Source organism: Arthrospira sp. PCC 9901, from assembly GCF_059013425.1.
The window spans coordinates 3,792,260-3,806,026 of the sequence record NZ_CP102296.1 but is presented as its reverse complement, the minus strand read 5'-3'; the positions used below and the strand labels follow the sequence as shown (position 1 = coordinate 3,806,026).

General features: G+C 46.0%; 21 protein-coding genes. 15 read left to right on the top strand and 6 right to left on the bottom strand.

Features of this window, described 5'->3' with window-relative positions:
• Positions 1-241: 241 nt before the first annotated feature.
• From lspA to bioB, 3 genes are read right to left on the bottom strand one after another with little or no spacing between them, the layout of a single operon-like run.
• Complete coding sequence (lspA, locus tag NLZ44_RS16855; RefSeq protein ID WP_369299207.1) at positions 242-718, bottom strand: signal peptidase II; 477 nt, start codon at positions 716-718, stop codon at positions 242-244.
• A 16-nt stretch (positions 719-734) separates the two neighbouring features.
• Positions 735-1,319, bottom strand: a complete 585-nt coding sequence (locus NLZ44_RS16850; protein ID WP_006622526.1) for a biotin transporter BioY — start codon at positions 1,317-1,319, stop codon at positions 735-737.
• An 11-nt stretch (positions 1,320-1,330) separates the two neighbouring features.
• Complete coding sequence (gene bioB / locus NLZ44_RS16845) at positions 1,331-2,473, bottom strand: biotin synthase BioB (RefSeq protein WP_493750532.1); 1,143 nt, start codon at positions 2,471-2,473, stop codon at positions 1,331-1,333.
• A gap of 512 nt (positions 2,474-2,985) precedes the next feature.
• Here bioB and pstS point away from each other — a divergent pair.
• The 5 genes from pstS (at position 2,986) to pstB (NLZ44_RS16820) (ending at position 8,095) form a co-directional block, all read left to right on the top strand.
• A complete protein-coding gene (pstS, locus tag NLZ44_RS16840) occupies positions 2,986-4,062 on the top strand; it encodes a phosphate ABC transporter substrate-binding protein PstS (RefSeq protein ID WP_493750531.1) in 1,077 nt (358 codons plus the stop codon).
• Between the two features lie 178 nt (positions 4,063-4,240).
• On the top strand, positions 4,241-5,206 hold the full coding sequence (gene pstC / locus NLZ44_RS16835; RefSeq protein ID WP_008056308.1) for a phosphate ABC transporter permease subunit PstC: 966 nt from the start codon (positions 4,241-4,243) through the stop codon (positions 5,204-5,206).
• Between the two features lie 66 nt (positions 5,207-5,272).
• Positions 5,273-6,178: a phosphate ABC transporter permease PstA gene (gene pstA, locus NLZ44_RS16830; protein ID WP_008056310.1), complete on the top strand. Its 906-nt coding sequence runs from the start codon at positions 5,273-5,275 to the stop codon at positions 6,176-6,178.
• 74 nt (positions 6,179-6,252) lie between these two features.
• Complete coding sequence (gene pstB, locus NLZ44_RS16825; RefSeq protein ID WP_111891132.1) at positions 6,253-7,062, top strand: phosphate ABC transporter ATP-binding protein PstB; 810 nt, start codon at positions 6,253-6,255, stop codon at positions 7,060-7,062.
• 205 nt (positions 7,063-7,267) lie between these two features.
• Positions 7,268-8,095: a phosphate ABC transporter ATP-binding protein PstB gene (gene pstB, locus NLZ44_RS16820; RefSeq protein ID WP_006622533.1), complete on the top strand. Its 828-nt coding sequence runs from the start codon at positions 7,268-7,270 to the stop codon at positions 8,093-8,095.
• Between the two features lie 91 nt (positions 8,096-8,186).
• On the opposite strand, the gene NLZ44_RS16815 is transcribed toward pstB (NLZ44_RS16820), so the two are convergent.
• Complete coding sequence (locus tag NLZ44_RS16815) at positions 8,187-8,354, bottom strand: NblA/ycf18 family protein (protein ID WP_006617869.1); 168 nt, start codon at positions 8,352-8,354, stop codon at positions 8,187-8,189.
• Between the two features lie 233 nt (positions 8,355-8,587).
• Here NLZ44_RS16815 and NLZ44_RS16810 point away from each other — a divergent pair, with 233 nt between their 5' ends.
• From NLZ44_RS16810 to NLZ44_RS16790, 5 genes are all read left to right on the top strand, one after another.
• Positions 8,588-9,181, top strand: a complete 594-nt coding sequence (locus tag NLZ44_RS16810) for a phycobiliprotein lyase (protein ID WP_111891130.1) — start codon at positions 8,588-8,590, stop codon at positions 9,179-9,181.
• A gap of 112 nt (positions 9,182-9,293) precedes the next feature.
• Complete coding sequence (locus NLZ44_RS16805) at positions 9,294-9,896, top strand: Uma2 family endonuclease (RefSeq protein WP_006669413.1); 603 nt, start codon at positions 9,294-9,296, stop codon at positions 9,894-9,896.
• 303 nt (positions 9,897-10,199) lie between these two features.
• On the top strand, positions 10,200-10,334 hold the full coding sequence (locus tag NLZ44_RS16800; RefSeq protein WP_493750530.1) for a hypothetical protein: 135 nt from the start codon (positions 10,200-10,202) through the stop codon (positions 10,332-10,334).
• A complete protein-coding gene (locus NLZ44_RS16795) occupies positions 10,331-10,669 on the top strand; it encodes a nucleotidyltransferase family protein (RefSeq protein WP_006669404.1) in 339 nt (112 codons plus the stop codon). The genes NLZ44_RS16800 and NLZ44_RS16795 overlap by 4 nt, the downstream gene beginning before the upstream one ends.
• Positions 10,656-10,997, top strand: coding sequence for a HepT-like ribonuclease domain-containing protein (locus tag NLZ44_RS16790; protein ID WP_006669403.1), 342 nt, complete (start codon positions 10,656-10,658; stop codon positions 10,995-10,997). Before NLZ44_RS16795 ends, NLZ44_RS16790 begins: the two co-directional genes overlap by 14 nt.
• Here NLZ44_RS16790 and NLZ44_RS16785 read toward each other — a convergent pair.
• The gene (locus tag NLZ44_RS16785) at positions 10,994-11,134 is read right to left on the bottom strand and encodes a hypothetical protein (protein WP_493750529.1); all 141 of its coding nucleotides are present in this window, start codon (positions 11,132-11,134) and stop codon (positions 10,994-10,996) included. The two genes, NLZ44_RS16790 and NLZ44_RS16785, sit on opposite strands and share 4 nt — an antisense overlap.
• A gap of 320 nt (positions 11,135-11,454) precedes the next feature.
• Between NLZ44_RS16785 and NLZ44_RS16780 the strand changes: the two genes are divergently transcribed.
• Positions 11,455-11,706, top strand: a complete 252-nt coding sequence (locus NLZ44_RS16780) for a hypothetical protein (protein ID WP_006669408.1) — start codon at positions 11,455-11,457, stop codon at positions 11,704-11,706.
• A gap of 75 nt (positions 11,707-11,781) precedes the next feature.
• Here NLZ44_RS16780 and NLZ44_RS16775 read toward each other — a convergent pair whose 3' ends face one another.
• A complete protein-coding gene (locus tag NLZ44_RS16775) occupies positions 11,782-12,258 on the bottom strand; it encodes a hypothetical protein (protein ID WP_046318960.1) in 477 nt (158 codons plus the stop codon).
• Between the two features lie 223 nt (positions 12,259-12,481).
• Here NLZ44_RS16775 and NLZ44_RS16770 point away from each other — a divergent pair, with 223 nt between their 5' ends.
• From NLZ44_RS16770 to NLZ44_RS16755, 4 genes are all read left to right on the top strand, one after another.
• On the top strand, positions 12,482-12,730 hold the full coding sequence (locus tag NLZ44_RS16770; RefSeq protein ID WP_006622539.1) for a UPF0175 family protein: 249 nt from the start codon (positions 12,482-12,484) through the stop codon (positions 12,728-12,730).
• Positions 12,727-13,221: a PIN domain-containing protein gene (locus NLZ44_RS16765; RefSeq protein ID WP_493750528.1), complete on the top strand. Its 495-nt coding sequence runs from the start codon at positions 12,727-12,729 to the stop codon at positions 13,219-13,221. Before NLZ44_RS16770 ends, NLZ44_RS16765 begins: the two co-directional genes overlap by 4 nt.
• Positions 13,211-13,420, top strand: coding sequence for a hypothetical protein (locus NLZ44_RS16760; RefSeq protein WP_493750527.1), 210 nt, complete (start codon positions 13,211-13,213; stop codon positions 13,418-13,420). The genes NLZ44_RS16765 and NLZ44_RS16760 overlap by 11 nt, the downstream gene beginning before the upstream one ends.
• Before the next feature lie 89 nt (positions 13,421-13,509).
• A complete protein-coding gene (locus NLZ44_RS16755) occupies positions 13,510-13,725 on the top strand; it encodes a hypothetical protein (RefSeq protein ID WP_008056336.1) in 216 nt (71 codons plus the stop codon).
• Positions 13,726-13,767: the final 42 nt, after the last annotated feature.

Genomic DNA, 13,767 nt, shown 5'->3' with positions numbered 1-13,767 from the left:
CAATGCTCCACTTTCATCTATCATACATAGTATATTGTTAAGTTTTGTAACAAAAAATTAAGAACTGTTAAAAATTTTCGCTTTTTGGGGAGGGGGGTTGCTTTTGCGGCTGCCTTGCGCTATACTTTTATCATAATGGGATGGTTGCAATTGTTTTATTTTTTGCTATTTCTTATTATTCAGGATATGTCAATATCATAACAGAAAGCGGCGGTCGATGTCAACCCCTTGACCAGAAAAATTATGGGTGAGAATGGGGCTTAAAAGCAGCGATCAGCAAACAGATAATCCCGACATTAATAGAAATATCAGCGACATTAAACACAGGAAATTGAATCAGGCGGAAATCGAAGAAATCGACCACATGACCAGAAACAAAGCGATCGATACCGTTACCCAAAGCGCCGCCAAGAATCAAACCATATCCCCACTGTTCCCAGGAAATGAGCCGAGGGCCAAACCAAGCCCAAAGCATTAATCCCAGACTAACCAGCAGAGACAACCAACGCAGCCAATAAACACCGCCATTGCTGAACAAACTAAAAGCCGCCCCAGTATTAACGACATATGTAATATGAAAAATACCGGGTAAAATGGGGACAGTTTGGGGAGGGGTAGTCAACTCAAAAGTCTGCACGACCCAAAACTTAGTCAAATGATCTATCACCAAACTGATAGTTGCAGCTATCCAAAAAGTCGAGTTTTTTTTAAATCCCATGGAGGATAATTTTGAGTTAATAAAACATTAACCCCCGGAGGACATAGGATATAACAGTTACCGCACAAGCCACAGCCAACTGACCACCGAGGGGAGTAAGAGAATAGCTGTGAATAGCCGTCATGAGTGGAATTATGCGATCGCCCACATCATTCATCAAATGAGTAGCAACCAGATAAAGTATCCCCACCAAGTGAATAGTAATCAATCCACACAGACAGCTAAATCCCAGCAATTCCAACTTAGGATGATTACGAAAAGCCAAAAAACCACAGACCCAACCACCGGGAACAAAACCCAATAGATAGCCAAAGGTAGGCTCTGCGAGGTAGCCAAAGCCGCCGCCTTGGGAAAAAACAGGTAAAACCGTCAAACCCAAGGCTAGATAGGCAATTTGAGACATAGCCGCCGCATTTTTTCCCCCCATACACCCCACCAGTAGAACTGCTCCGATCTGATAGGTAACACCCAAGGAATGTATCTGAATGTTAGGCTGACTCCAAAGGCTAGAGGGGTCGGTGACAAACGCTTCCAAGAAGGTGCCACCGATAGTCAGAAGTACGCCAATGATCGCCCATAAAAATTCAACTGGTGGTATCAATTGTCAGGGAGTTATACTGAAGTTTTAGTCTGGTGTTTATGGTTGGGTTTTTGTCCGGGAATAGGAGCCTCTCCACCCTCAAGACCGAGAGACTCTAACATAGCCCGATCGCTTTCGGGAGGTTGACCCATAGTAGTTAGGTAATGTCCGATCAGCATGGCATTAATCCCCGCTTTCAGACCTAACCCTTGTAATTCTCCCATAACAGCTTCCCGTCCCCCTGCATATCGCAAAATTTGCTCTGGGAGGAGTAGGCGAAAAATAGCGATCGCTTTGAGTGCTTGATATGGGTCAAGACGGGAGCGCCCCCCCAAAGGGGTTCCTTCACGGGGGTTAAGTAGATTAATCGGAACCGACTCTACCTCAAGTTCCCGCAATGCTAAAGCCAGGTCAACACGGTCTTCCCAGCTTTCCCCCATACCGATAATGCCACCCGTACAGGCTTGAATACCAGCAGCCTTGATATTTTTCACAGTTTCAACGCGATCGTCCCAACTATGAGTCGTCACAATATTACCGTAAAAACTTTCGGAAGATTCCAGATTGTGATTGTACCTAGTCACACCTGCTTGCGCCAAAGCCTGAGCCTGTTCTGGGGTAATTTCTCCCAAAGCACAACAGGGTTTAATGGAAGTTTCCGCCTGAATACGGCGAACCGTCTCTAGGATCTGTTCAAACTCACTAGACTTGGGGCTATTGTACTTAATACCCCGTCCCTGAGAAACCAAACAAAACCGTTTAGCCCCAGCTTCTTCAGCAGCTTTCGCCTGAGCCAGAATTTCCTCTGGGGATTTTAGCCCATAAATAGGGGAATTTTCCCCAGGGTGGTGAACCGACTGGGAACAGAAACTGCAATTTTCCGAACAGTTCCCCGACTTGACATTAATAATGCTACATAAATCTACCTTATTGCCACAACAGGCTTGACGTACTCGGTCCGCCGCCTCACACAGCAGCAGAATGTGATCATTTCCTTCGATCTTAGTCAGTGCGATCGCCTCTTCTCGACCAATGCGATCGCCCCCAATTACCCGGTCAGCCAGGGAATTGAGCCACTGCGATAGTTGCTCTGTTGTCTGACCCGTAGGTGTAAGCGACCAAGACTCAGCATTGAGTTGGGACTGACGGTTAGTTGATGGCAGTGCTTGAACCACGATTAAGCCTTAAACTGCGTAATTACCTGAATCTCCCCATCGTACCATCATCTCACCCCAAGCTCAATGGCAACCCCACCCCGTGGCCATAGCTTAAAATTGTTAATTATTCATTAATTTTCCTCCCCCTGGTAAAGTTAGGTGCTACTAAAATTTATCAATCTCCCCACAGCTCAGACTAAATAAGCCGCCTTTCTTTGACATAAGATGTTCCCCCCAATTAGCATTTAATAAAAACCGCACCATACCAGCTACCTATAGTCAAGTTAACCTTGATTAAGATTAGTTTAAGGTTAGGTTATCCTTGACAGCAAAACCAAGTTAAGCTAAATCTGTAGATTTTTTTCTAACCACAAACTCCCCTTGTGGAGTCATCAATCTTGTGGTAATTTCTTGTGTAGGTATCGGGCTTAAAGTCTGTTTTTGTACCTGAGTATCAAATTAAACCAGAACCTTAATCGGTTATTGTTCATCTGATTTCCTAGTCGTTTCACCAAGTGGACGTATTTTTCATGGTTCTCAATCGCAAAGTCCTTTTAGCAGTAGCCTCCCTACCAATACTATTGGGAGCAACCGCCTGCGCTCCCGGTCCCCAAGAAGAAGAAACTCGCGGCCAAAGGATATCCATTAGCGGCGCTGGGGCGACCTTCCCCGCCCCCCTATTTCAACGTTGGTTTGATGCCTATAACCGCCAGGTAGACCCCAACGTACAAGTTAGTTATCAGTCCGTCGGAAGTGGGGCTGGTTTAGAGCAGTACATCAATGGCACAGTAGACTTCGGAGCCAGTGAAGCACCAATCACAGACTCCGCCGATCGCACCGCATCTTTCATCGCCGCCCACGGCCACGATCCGATTCAACTTCCCATGACCGGAGGGTTTGTTTCCTTCTCCTATAACCTACCCGGAGTTGAGAACCTCCAACTGAGACTATCTCGGCAAGCCTACTGTGGTATCGTGACCGGACAGATTACCCAATGGACTGATCCGGCGATCGCCGCCGATAACCCCGACCTCAACCTTCCTAACCTACCCATTATCTTCGCTCACCGTTCCGACGGTAGTGGAACCACCTTTGTATTTACTAACCACATCGATACAGTCTGTCCTGACTGGCCTGCTGGTGCTGGGACTTCCGTAGACTGGCCCGTAGGCATTGGTGGTCAAGGAAACGAAGGTGTTGCCGCCTCCATTCAACAAAACGAGGGAGCCATTGGATACCTATCTTATGCCTACGCAGCCCTCAACAACATTGACTCAGCTTTAATCGAAAACCAAGCCGGAAACTTTATCACCCCATCTCCAGAAGCAGCAGCTAAAGCCTTACTTGATGAACCCGTACCCGATAACTTTGCTTTGCTAGTTCCTGACCCCTCCGGTGCTGAGTCTTACCCCATTGTCGGTCTAGTTTGGGTAATGATCTATCAAAACTATGAAGACGATGCCAAATGGCAAGCTATGCGTCAGGTTTTTGAATGGTCTTTAGGTCCAGAAGGCAGAGCCTTAGCAGAAGAACTCCTTTTTGTTCCCACCCCCGATCCTTTAGTACAAAGGATTAAAGCTGTCTTTGACACCGTAAATGCCAACTAACAGATTCCCTTAGACAATTCAGGAGTGCCACATTTTTGGTACTCCTACTACCGAAACTTTTATCGAGTTGGGATATATAGCCCAGAGTGTGGGTGTGGTAACAAGACATTTTGGCGATCGCTCACCCCTCCCCCGTACATACCCAACTAATGATTCCAAGTAGAGAGATAACAACATCATGACCCTGGCTGATCCATCCAATCAATTAACTAGCCGTAGCCTGGAAAAACGAACCAGCACCATTAGAGTCATCGATATCGGCTTCTGGGGATTAACCCTACTCCTGGCTATTGGTGCCGGAGCCGTTTTACTTTGGGTAATCTTACAAACTGCGATCGAGGCTACCCCCGCCATTCGCGAATTTGGTCTCGGTTTTTTAGTCAATACAACCTGGAACCCTGTAACCAACGTATATGGCGTGCTACCCCAAATTTATGGAACCTTAGTTACCGCCTTTATCGCTCTAGTAATTGCTGTTCCCCTCGGCATTGGGGTCGCTGTCTTCCTCACCGAAGGATTTGCTCCCAAATGGGTGACAACTCCCATCGCTTTTGCGATCGAGCTAATTGTAGCCATTCCTAGTGTGGTTTTAGGCATTTGGGGCATTTTTATCCTCATTCCCATGATCAGACCCGTTTTTAGATTTCTCAACAGCAACTTCGGTTGGATTCCCCTTTTTGGTGGTGCTACCCCCTCCGGTAATAACCTCTTACTGGTCGGTTTAGTCCTATCCATTATGATCGTCCCCATTATCATCTCGATTACCCGTAGCACCTTTGAAGTTTTACCCAGAGACCTCCGCAATGGTTCCCTCGCTTTAGGAGCCACCCGCTGGGAAACTATTCTCAGAGTCCTTATCCCCGCTGGCTTATCTGGGATTATCAGTTCCGTCATGTTGGGAATGGGTCGCGCTATGGGTGAAACTATGGTAGCCGCCATGCTAGTCGGTAACGCCAACCGCATTAACATATCATGGTTACAGCCCGGATCAACCATTACAGGTCTCATCGCCTCCCAGTTTGGCGAAGCCGGACGCACCCAAGTAGCCGCTCTCATGTATGCAGGTTTAGTCCTGATGATCCTATCCCTGGTCGTCAATATCTTGGCAGAACTCGTCATTCGTCGATTTCAGAATATTGAGTAAGGTTTCTGACTTTGACCTGAGTTTTTTGTTCACTCAATCCCCGATTAAGTTTAGCAAGCATAAATTATGGATAATCTAGGTCGTCAGCCTTCCTTTCCTTCTGAAGGCGATAGTTTCGATATCAGCGAGAAAACCATGGCTCGCCATCGCCGTCTCGTGGGACGGGTCTTAACAGTCTTAACCATGGTCTTTGCAGCCACAGTTGTCATTCCCTTGCTGTGGGTCCTCGTTAGCGTCTTTCAAAAAGGCGTAGGCGCTTTAGTCTTTCCCGATATCTTCACTAAATTACCACCCCCTCCCGGCCTCTCTGAGGGCGGTTTTGGTCATGCCATTATCGGTAGCTTAATGACCCTCGGAATTGCTACCATGATTGCTGTTCCCTTTGGTGTCATTGCCGCTATTTATCTAGCCGAGTTCGGTCGCGGCACTAAGTTAGCCTACTTGGTCAAGTTCTCCTGTAACGTACTTACCGGGGTTCCCGCCATTTTATGTGGCTTATTTGCTTACTCCATTGTCGTCAGACCCATGGGAGGATTTTCCGCTTTTTCCGGTGGGGTCGCTTTGGCTGTCTTGATGTTACCCATTATTATTCGCTCTACCGAAGAGGCTTTATTATTGGTTCCTAATGAAATGCGGTTAGCTGCCACTGGTATTGGGGCTACCCGATTTCAAACTGTAGTGCAAATTGTCTTACCCGCCGCCCTAACTTCTATTGTCACAGGTGTTGTTCTCTCTGTCGCCCGCGCCTCTGGAGAAGCTGCACCCTTACTGTTTACCTCCTTTAACAATAACTTCTGGGCTGCTAATGTTTGGGAACCAGTTGCTACCCTACCTATCTTGATTTACTTTTTCTCGATTATTCCCTACAAAGCATCTCAGGCTTTGGCTTGGGCCGCCGCTTTGGTCCTGTTGTCACTTGTCCTTATTTTCAGCGTTTTAGCCCGGTATTTCAGCCGCCAAAAAACCTTTTAACCTACCCACCCCCCCCTTTTTTTGCTCACCTATTCTGCCTCACTGTTCTTTTAGCTTGACCAATTGGAGAAACCATGCAACAATATATTAGTGATGTGTCCGTAAATACTCGGCGCATTTTTGAGATTAAAAATCTATCGGTTTACTACAGCGGTGCGATCGCTCTCCGGGATGTTAATATGGATATCCTGGAGCGCAAGATTACCGCTTTTATTGGCCCCTCTGGCTGTGGTAAAAGTACCCTCTTACGCTGCTTTAACCGCACTAATGACCTGGTTCCTGGTGCTGAGGTTAAAGGGCTTTTGAATTACCGAGGTCAACCCCTCTATCATAAGGGAGTTGATCCCGTTGTTGTCCGCCGCCGCATTGGTATGGTCTTTCAGCAGCCTAACCCTTTCCCTAAGACCATTTATGATAATGTCGCCTATGGTTTGCGGGTAAATGGGATTAAAGATAACTTAGAGGAAAGAATCGAAAAAGCCCTACGCAGCGCCGCCCTCTGGGATGAGGTTAAGGATAATATGAAAAAGTTGGGGACTTCTCTATCGGGAGGACAGCAGCAACGTTTATGTATCGCTAGGGCGATCGCTGTTCAACCCGATGTTATTTTGATGGATGAACCCTGTTCCGCTTTAGACCCCATTTCCACCATGCGAATTGAAGATTTGATGGCTGAACTAAAGGAACATTATACCATTGTCATTGTTACCCATAATATGCAGCAGGCTTCTCGCGTAGCTGATTATACCGCCTTCTTTAACGCCGAAGCCCTAGAAGGTGGTAAGCGCGTTGGTTATTTAGTCGAAGTAGATACCACTGAAAACATTTTTTCCTGTCCCCAAGACCAGCGAACTCATGATTATGTTAGTGGTCGTTTTGGCTAAACCATAAACCTCCATATATAGCAATATTACATGATGATTGGTAAAATTAAACCTACTCCCCCCGAATCCCATACGGCGGGGATGTTCATGGTTATCCTTAACTCTCATCACCCCGCTATATATCCCATTAATTCCCCAACTGTATTAATCAAGTTGTGGGGGTTCGATTTGTACAATTGCTCAACAATTCAGGAGTTAACTGCTCATGATGGATGCTAGTATTCCCGATACTGCTAATGTGACTGATACCGATATAGTCATCCATGCTGAAAATATTGATGTTTTCTACGGGGATTTTAAGGCAGTTCGCGGCGTGACTATGGACATTCTCCAAAAACGAGTAACCGCTTTTATCGGACCTTCTGGCTGCGGTAAAACTACTATTCTCCGCTGCTTTAATCGCATTAATGATTTGATTCCAGGCTTCAGGTTGTCCGGGAATATTTACTATCAGGGTCAGAATTTATACGATCCCATTGTCGATCCTGTCCAAGTGCGACGACAAATTGGTATGGTATTTCAGAAGCCTAACCCCTTCCCTAAGTCTATTTATGAAAATATCGCCTATGGGGTGCGCGTCAATGGTTTGGCTAAGTCTAAAGCTGATCTCGATGAAATTGTAGAGCGATCGCTCCGTCAGGCTGTACTCTGGGATGAAGTCAAGGATAAACTCCGACAAAGTGGTTTGGCTTTGTCTGGGGGTCAGCAACAACGTCTATGTATTGCGCGCGCGGTTTCCGTTCAACCTGATGTAATTCTCATGGATGAACCTTGCTCCGCTTTGGACCCTATTTCTACCATGCGGATTGAAGAACTCATTGTTGAGCTAAAACAACAATACACTATCATTATCGTTACCCATAATATGCAGCAAGCAACTAGGGTCGCTGATATGACTGCCTTTTTTAACGCTAAAGCCGAAGATGGTAGCAAGCGTTTTGGCTACCTCGTTGAGTTTAGCGATACTCACAGTCTGTTCCAAAATCCCCAAGAAGAAGCCACCCAACAATATGTTAGTGGTCGCTTTGGTTAAGCACAACCTATCCCCAAGAGGTCAGAAGCTACTTAATTAGCCCTGTCTGACCTCCCTCTGGTTGTGGTGATTGGTTGATGGTGTTTTGACGCTATGCGCCTTTCATCCAGTTTTTCAGTAAGTTATCCTTAACCATCCCTTGGCGAAAAACCTCGATTAGATACTCCTGAGCTTCTTCTAAACTTAGGTGTTTGACTTGTTCCTGGAGAACCTTGAGCTTGAATTGTTGCTCTATGCTTAGATTTCCTGGGGTTTGCATTGTTCGCTCCTCCTCTGAAATTCTAGGATTGAGACTACGGTTTTGGATTAAACCGTAATTTTTGTTTACCTGGAATGTAAATTATCGTAACATACACTTGACAATCTGTCCATCATGGACATTTAGCCACTAATCTATTTAACAAAACTTTGGATTTTCGGATCTGATAGCCACAGACTCAGCCCTAACTGCCATAAAATAAACTGATAGCCGTCAGATTGGAGATTGAGTTAATGGATGCTATAGAATTTTTTAATATGAGTGCCGGAAGATGGCGATCGCTAAGGACTACCCATCACCTAGCTTTTCGTCAAGCCGAAAAAGGATTTTCTGATATCAATGTAACCTCCCTTACCGCTGATGACCCCCAGGTAGCCGAGATCTGCAAAATGCACGATATTGACCCGAGTTTGGCGGCGGGGGGCGCTCATGTCACCTGGAATGGCGAAATGGCTTGGGATAAGGAAGACGAAAATCATAAGGGTTCTACGGTATTTGCGATCGTACCAGACCCAGATGATCCGCGCCGGGGTCGAATGCTGCGGGAACGCGGTTATGCGGAAATTGTCCCGGTGATTGGACGTTTTGAGATGGACGAAGAGGACGGATTAACCTTAATAACCGAATATGAAACCATGAGTTCCATTGAGCGTTTTTGGTTTGTGGGTCCTCATGTAAGAATGCGATCGAGTGCCGTCAAGCGGTTCGGAGGCTTCAACACCTCCACCTTCTGCACAGAAATCCGCATCGACTCTGATTCTAACACAACCACAACTTCCGAAGCCGACAAACCATCTGCTGATTTTATCTCAGCTTTGGGTTGGTAAAACCGTAACCCCCCTGAAGTCCCAAGGTTTTCAGGGGAGTTAGTTGTTGTGTTTTAGCAGCTACTAACTGGCTGGCTTTCAATAAACCATCAAAAACCATTATACCATAGCCATGACATCTATAACCACGGACAAAACATATACTTTTGAAGACTACCTCAAATATGATGATGGCACAGACAACCATTATGAATTAGTCAATGGACAATTAGAAATCATGAACCCACCAACCATCAGACATTTGCTAATCGCCGATTTTATCCGGGATACTTTAAAAGCCGAAATAACTCGGATGAATTCACCTTGGTTGTGTTTGAAAGAAGCCGGGGTGAGAACCTCACCGAGGAAGTCGCGATTGATGGATGTCTGTGTCGTATCCAGAGAAAAAGTTGTAGAATTGTTGGATGAATCGGCAGTTTTTCAAACGCCACCCCTCCTAGTGGTGGAAGTGGTCAGTCCAGAATCGGTAAACCGGGATTATCGGTACAAAAGAACGGAATATGCGGCGGCGGAAATCCAGGAATATTGGATTGTAGATCCGATATTAAATAAGATATCGATTTTGCGGCTGGATGAGGGTTTATATGAAGAAACTGTGTTGACGGACAATCAACAAATAGTCTCTCAAGTTTTCCCGGAATTAAGGTTAAATATCGGAGACATTTTCGCAGCGGGCAATATTTTCACCTCCCCGGAAAATCCCCCCCAATCCTAAAAAGCGGGGTTATATCAGCCACGCAAACATTTAATAAACGGGGTTTCTAGTAGTTTCTAGTAGGTTGGGTGGAGCGATCGCTTTACACAACACACTCGGACTCTAGTAGGTTGGCTGGTGCGATCGCTTTACACAAGACAGTCGGACTCTAGTAGGTTGGGTGGAGCGATCGCTTTACACAACACATTCGGTTAGGCTGGGGGTAATTAAGTTTTTGTGGAGTTTCCTGGGTTCACATAACCTACTGATTTGTTGGGTTTACGGAGTTCACCCAACCTACTCCTAATGCTATAATTAGCTTAAATGGCTCAACTGTTTAAAACCGGGCGTTTGACGGTGGGCTATGTCAGTAAATGGGCATATATGCCCCTCCCTGCTTTTCAGCCAATTCTGAAACAGCAAGATATCCCGCTTGACTCTCAGGATGAGGTTAAATGACTACCAAAATAAGCGATCGCCAAATTTATGCTCGCCTAGGAATTACCCCTCAACAACTGGCTGAATTTTGCCAACGTTGGCAGATCGTTGAACTTGCCCTATTTGGATCCATTCTCCGAGATGACTTTAACGCCAATAGTGACGTAGATATTTTAGTCACCTTTCAGCCTAATCACTCTTGGGGTTTAGAGTTTATTCAAATGCGAGAACAACTCTCTACTCTTTTTAATCGTCCTGTTGATCTCATCACCCAACAAAGTATTCTCAATAGTCATAATGTTCTCCGTCGCCAGAGCATCCTCAATTCAGCAGAGGTCATCTATGGCCAAGGATAAACAGGCATTAATAGATATTCTAAAGGCTATCCAGCAGATTATTAGTTATGTTGAGGATATCAAAAAAGAAGACTTGCAACAAGATGATGAAAAACAGGCAGCTATTTTATATAGGATTATTATTGTTGGGGAAGCAACTAAACGATTATCCCCTGAATTTCGTCAACAATACCCCATGATTCCTTGGCGGGAAATGGCGGGTCTACGAGATGTGGTCATTCACGATTATGATGAGCTAGATTTTGACATTCTTTGGAATGTTATTCAGGTCAATTTACCTGATATATTACCTCAAATACAATTAATTTTTAACTCCTTGAACGACTAATTCAGAAACCCCGTTTCTGCCATAACCTTTGCCTCCTCACCCAAATCTGCCTCAGAAACCCCCTTTCTCAACCCCTCAACCCATCCCCCGCCGCCACTTTCTAGTAGGTTGGGTGGAGCGATCGCTTTACACAACACACTCGGACTCTAGTAGGTTGGCTGGTGCGATCGCTTTACACAACACACTCGGACTCTAGTAGGTTGGCTGGTGCGATCGCTTTACACAACACACTCGGACTCTAGTAGGTTGGCTGGTGCGATCGCTTTACACAACACACTCGGACTCTAGTAGGTTGGCTGGTGCGATCGCTTTACACAACACAGTCGGCTAGGCTGGGAGTGGTTAAGTTTTGGTCGGGTTTCCTGGGTTCACATAACCTACTCCTGGTACGATCGCTCTGGGTTCATATAACCTTGGCTATAGTGAATTTAAGCGTAATTATTCAAGGGGAAATTGTATGACCGGAAAACCACTAGAAATCGAGGGAATTTGGGAAGAAATTGTCAGCCATTCCGATGCCTTAGCAGGATGCCAAGTGCGGGTGACAGTTCTCTCTCGCCCACCCCAGTCCCCATCTCCAGACAACTCTGCCCCCTTTCGTCCGGCTGGCGATCGCTCTTTACTGAGACACGCCGGAACTTGGTCTGGTGATGACCTGGAGGATTGTCTAAACATGGTTTATGAGACTCGTCAGCCTCTGGAGTTTTAATGGTGTATCTGCTAGATACAAACGCCTGTAGCCGCGTGATTCAGGGAGATTTAACCGCGCCATCAACTCGATGGTTTAAGTGGGGGAATGGCAATCTGACAATTCTTGGTTCAGTTGTGCCAATGATATCCCGCCTTCTGTTTTGAGTCTAATTCGCGATTCTGTTAACATCTCGATAAAACTAGGATTCAAACTCAGACTCGCGGTTTCTAGATCCGCATCCCGAATCGGAATCAGGACAGCAGTGGCTTGAGCGTCAACGGTGATGATGATTGGTCGATCGCTCATCTGTTGGATATAATCAGCAAGCGATCGCCGGGAATGAACAGCCTCAACCCTGAACTCGCCGCCATTGGCTTCGAGATGTCCGGCGGCTTTAGCGATAAACTCAGGATGAGAATTAAAACTGTGGGTCAATTCATCAGCTAACCGAATCGACATTAGCGCCGCTTGAGGTTGTTCGTCAACTGTGATGATCAAAGGTTGGCGATCCAGGGTTGCCATATATTCGGTTAACGGGGCTGTAGCTTGCGATAAATTAAGAGTCTTCATCTGTTTCCCCTTGCCAAATCCCAGACTTGTACTTGCTTAGTTTATAGTAGGTTGGCTGGTGCGATCGCTTTACACAAAACAGTCGGCTAGGCTGGGAGTGGTTAAGTTTTGGTGGGGTTTCCTGGGTTCACCCAACCTACTCCTGGTCATATTAAATCATGAAATATATGCTACAATTAGGAATAAGATTAATCAGCCTCAATTTGGATAGAGTCAACTGCTTATGACTGTACTCATCTCAGACGAAATCCTGGAAGCCTCTCAGCTTACCCCAAGCGAATTTCGCCAAGAAGTAGCATTACACCTGTTTCAAACCGGGCGTTTGACTTTGGGCTATGCCAGTAAATTGGCAGATATGCCATCCGGTGCTTTTCGCCAACTTCTCAAACAACGAGATATCCCGCTTTACTCCTACGATGTGGAAGATTTTGCCTTAGATATAAAGAATTTACGGGAGTTGGGACGCTTGTGATTGTCATTAGTGATACATCAGTAATCACTAACCTGGCGGCAATTCACCACCTAAAACTTCTGTCTCAACTTTACCATCAAGTGACTATTCCTGAATCTGTGTATCGGGAACTCGTTGATATTGACCCTGCTGTACCCGGAACTCTGGAAGTTCAAGGTGCAGCCTGGTTAAAAGTCAGAGCATTAGTTAACCGTAGTGTGGTTGAACAGCTTCAAAATGAGGTAAGGTTAGATCCGGGAGAGGCAGAGGCGATCGCTCTTGCCATAGAGCTTCAGGCAGATTTGTTGTTGATTGATGAGCGTCGGGGTCGAGCGGAGGCTGACCGTTTAGGCATCAAGATTACTGGATTGCTAGGCATTCTGGTTGAAGCCAAGCAGAAAAATTTAATTACTGCGGTCAAACCTCTGATGGATGCTCTGATTGCTACGTCAGAGTTTAGAGTATCTTCGGCTTTATACAACCAGATTGTGAATATGGTCAATGAAACTTAATCGATATCTGATCAACCCCGTTTCTGCCATAACCTTTGCCTCCTCACCCAAATCTGCCTCAGAAACCCCCTTTCTCAACCCCTCAACCCATCCCCCGCCGCAACTTTCTAGTAGTTGGCTGGTGCGATCGCTTTACACAACACAGTCGGACTCTAGTAGGTTGGGTGGAGCGATCGCTCCACCCAACACAGTCGGCTAGGCTGGGAGTGGTTAAGTTTTGGTGGAGTTTCCTGGGTTCACATAACCTACTCCTGGTGCTATAATTAGCTTAAATGGCTCAACAAAACCATGAATACAACTCAACTACGCGAAAAAGTCGCCAGCCAACTCAACAACCTCTCACCGGAAAGACTTGCCCTCGTTAGTGAGTTTCTCGACTCCCCAGAAACCTCCGAACCTACTCAATCCTCTGGCTGGCAAAAATTGCCCCCGCTAAAACCAGGGAAAACCGCCACAGATTTACTCAAAGTTGCCGGAACTTGGCAGGGGGTATATGGCGGATAAGTCGGCGAAAAAATCCGAAAACATCAGAGCATCAGCATCCAG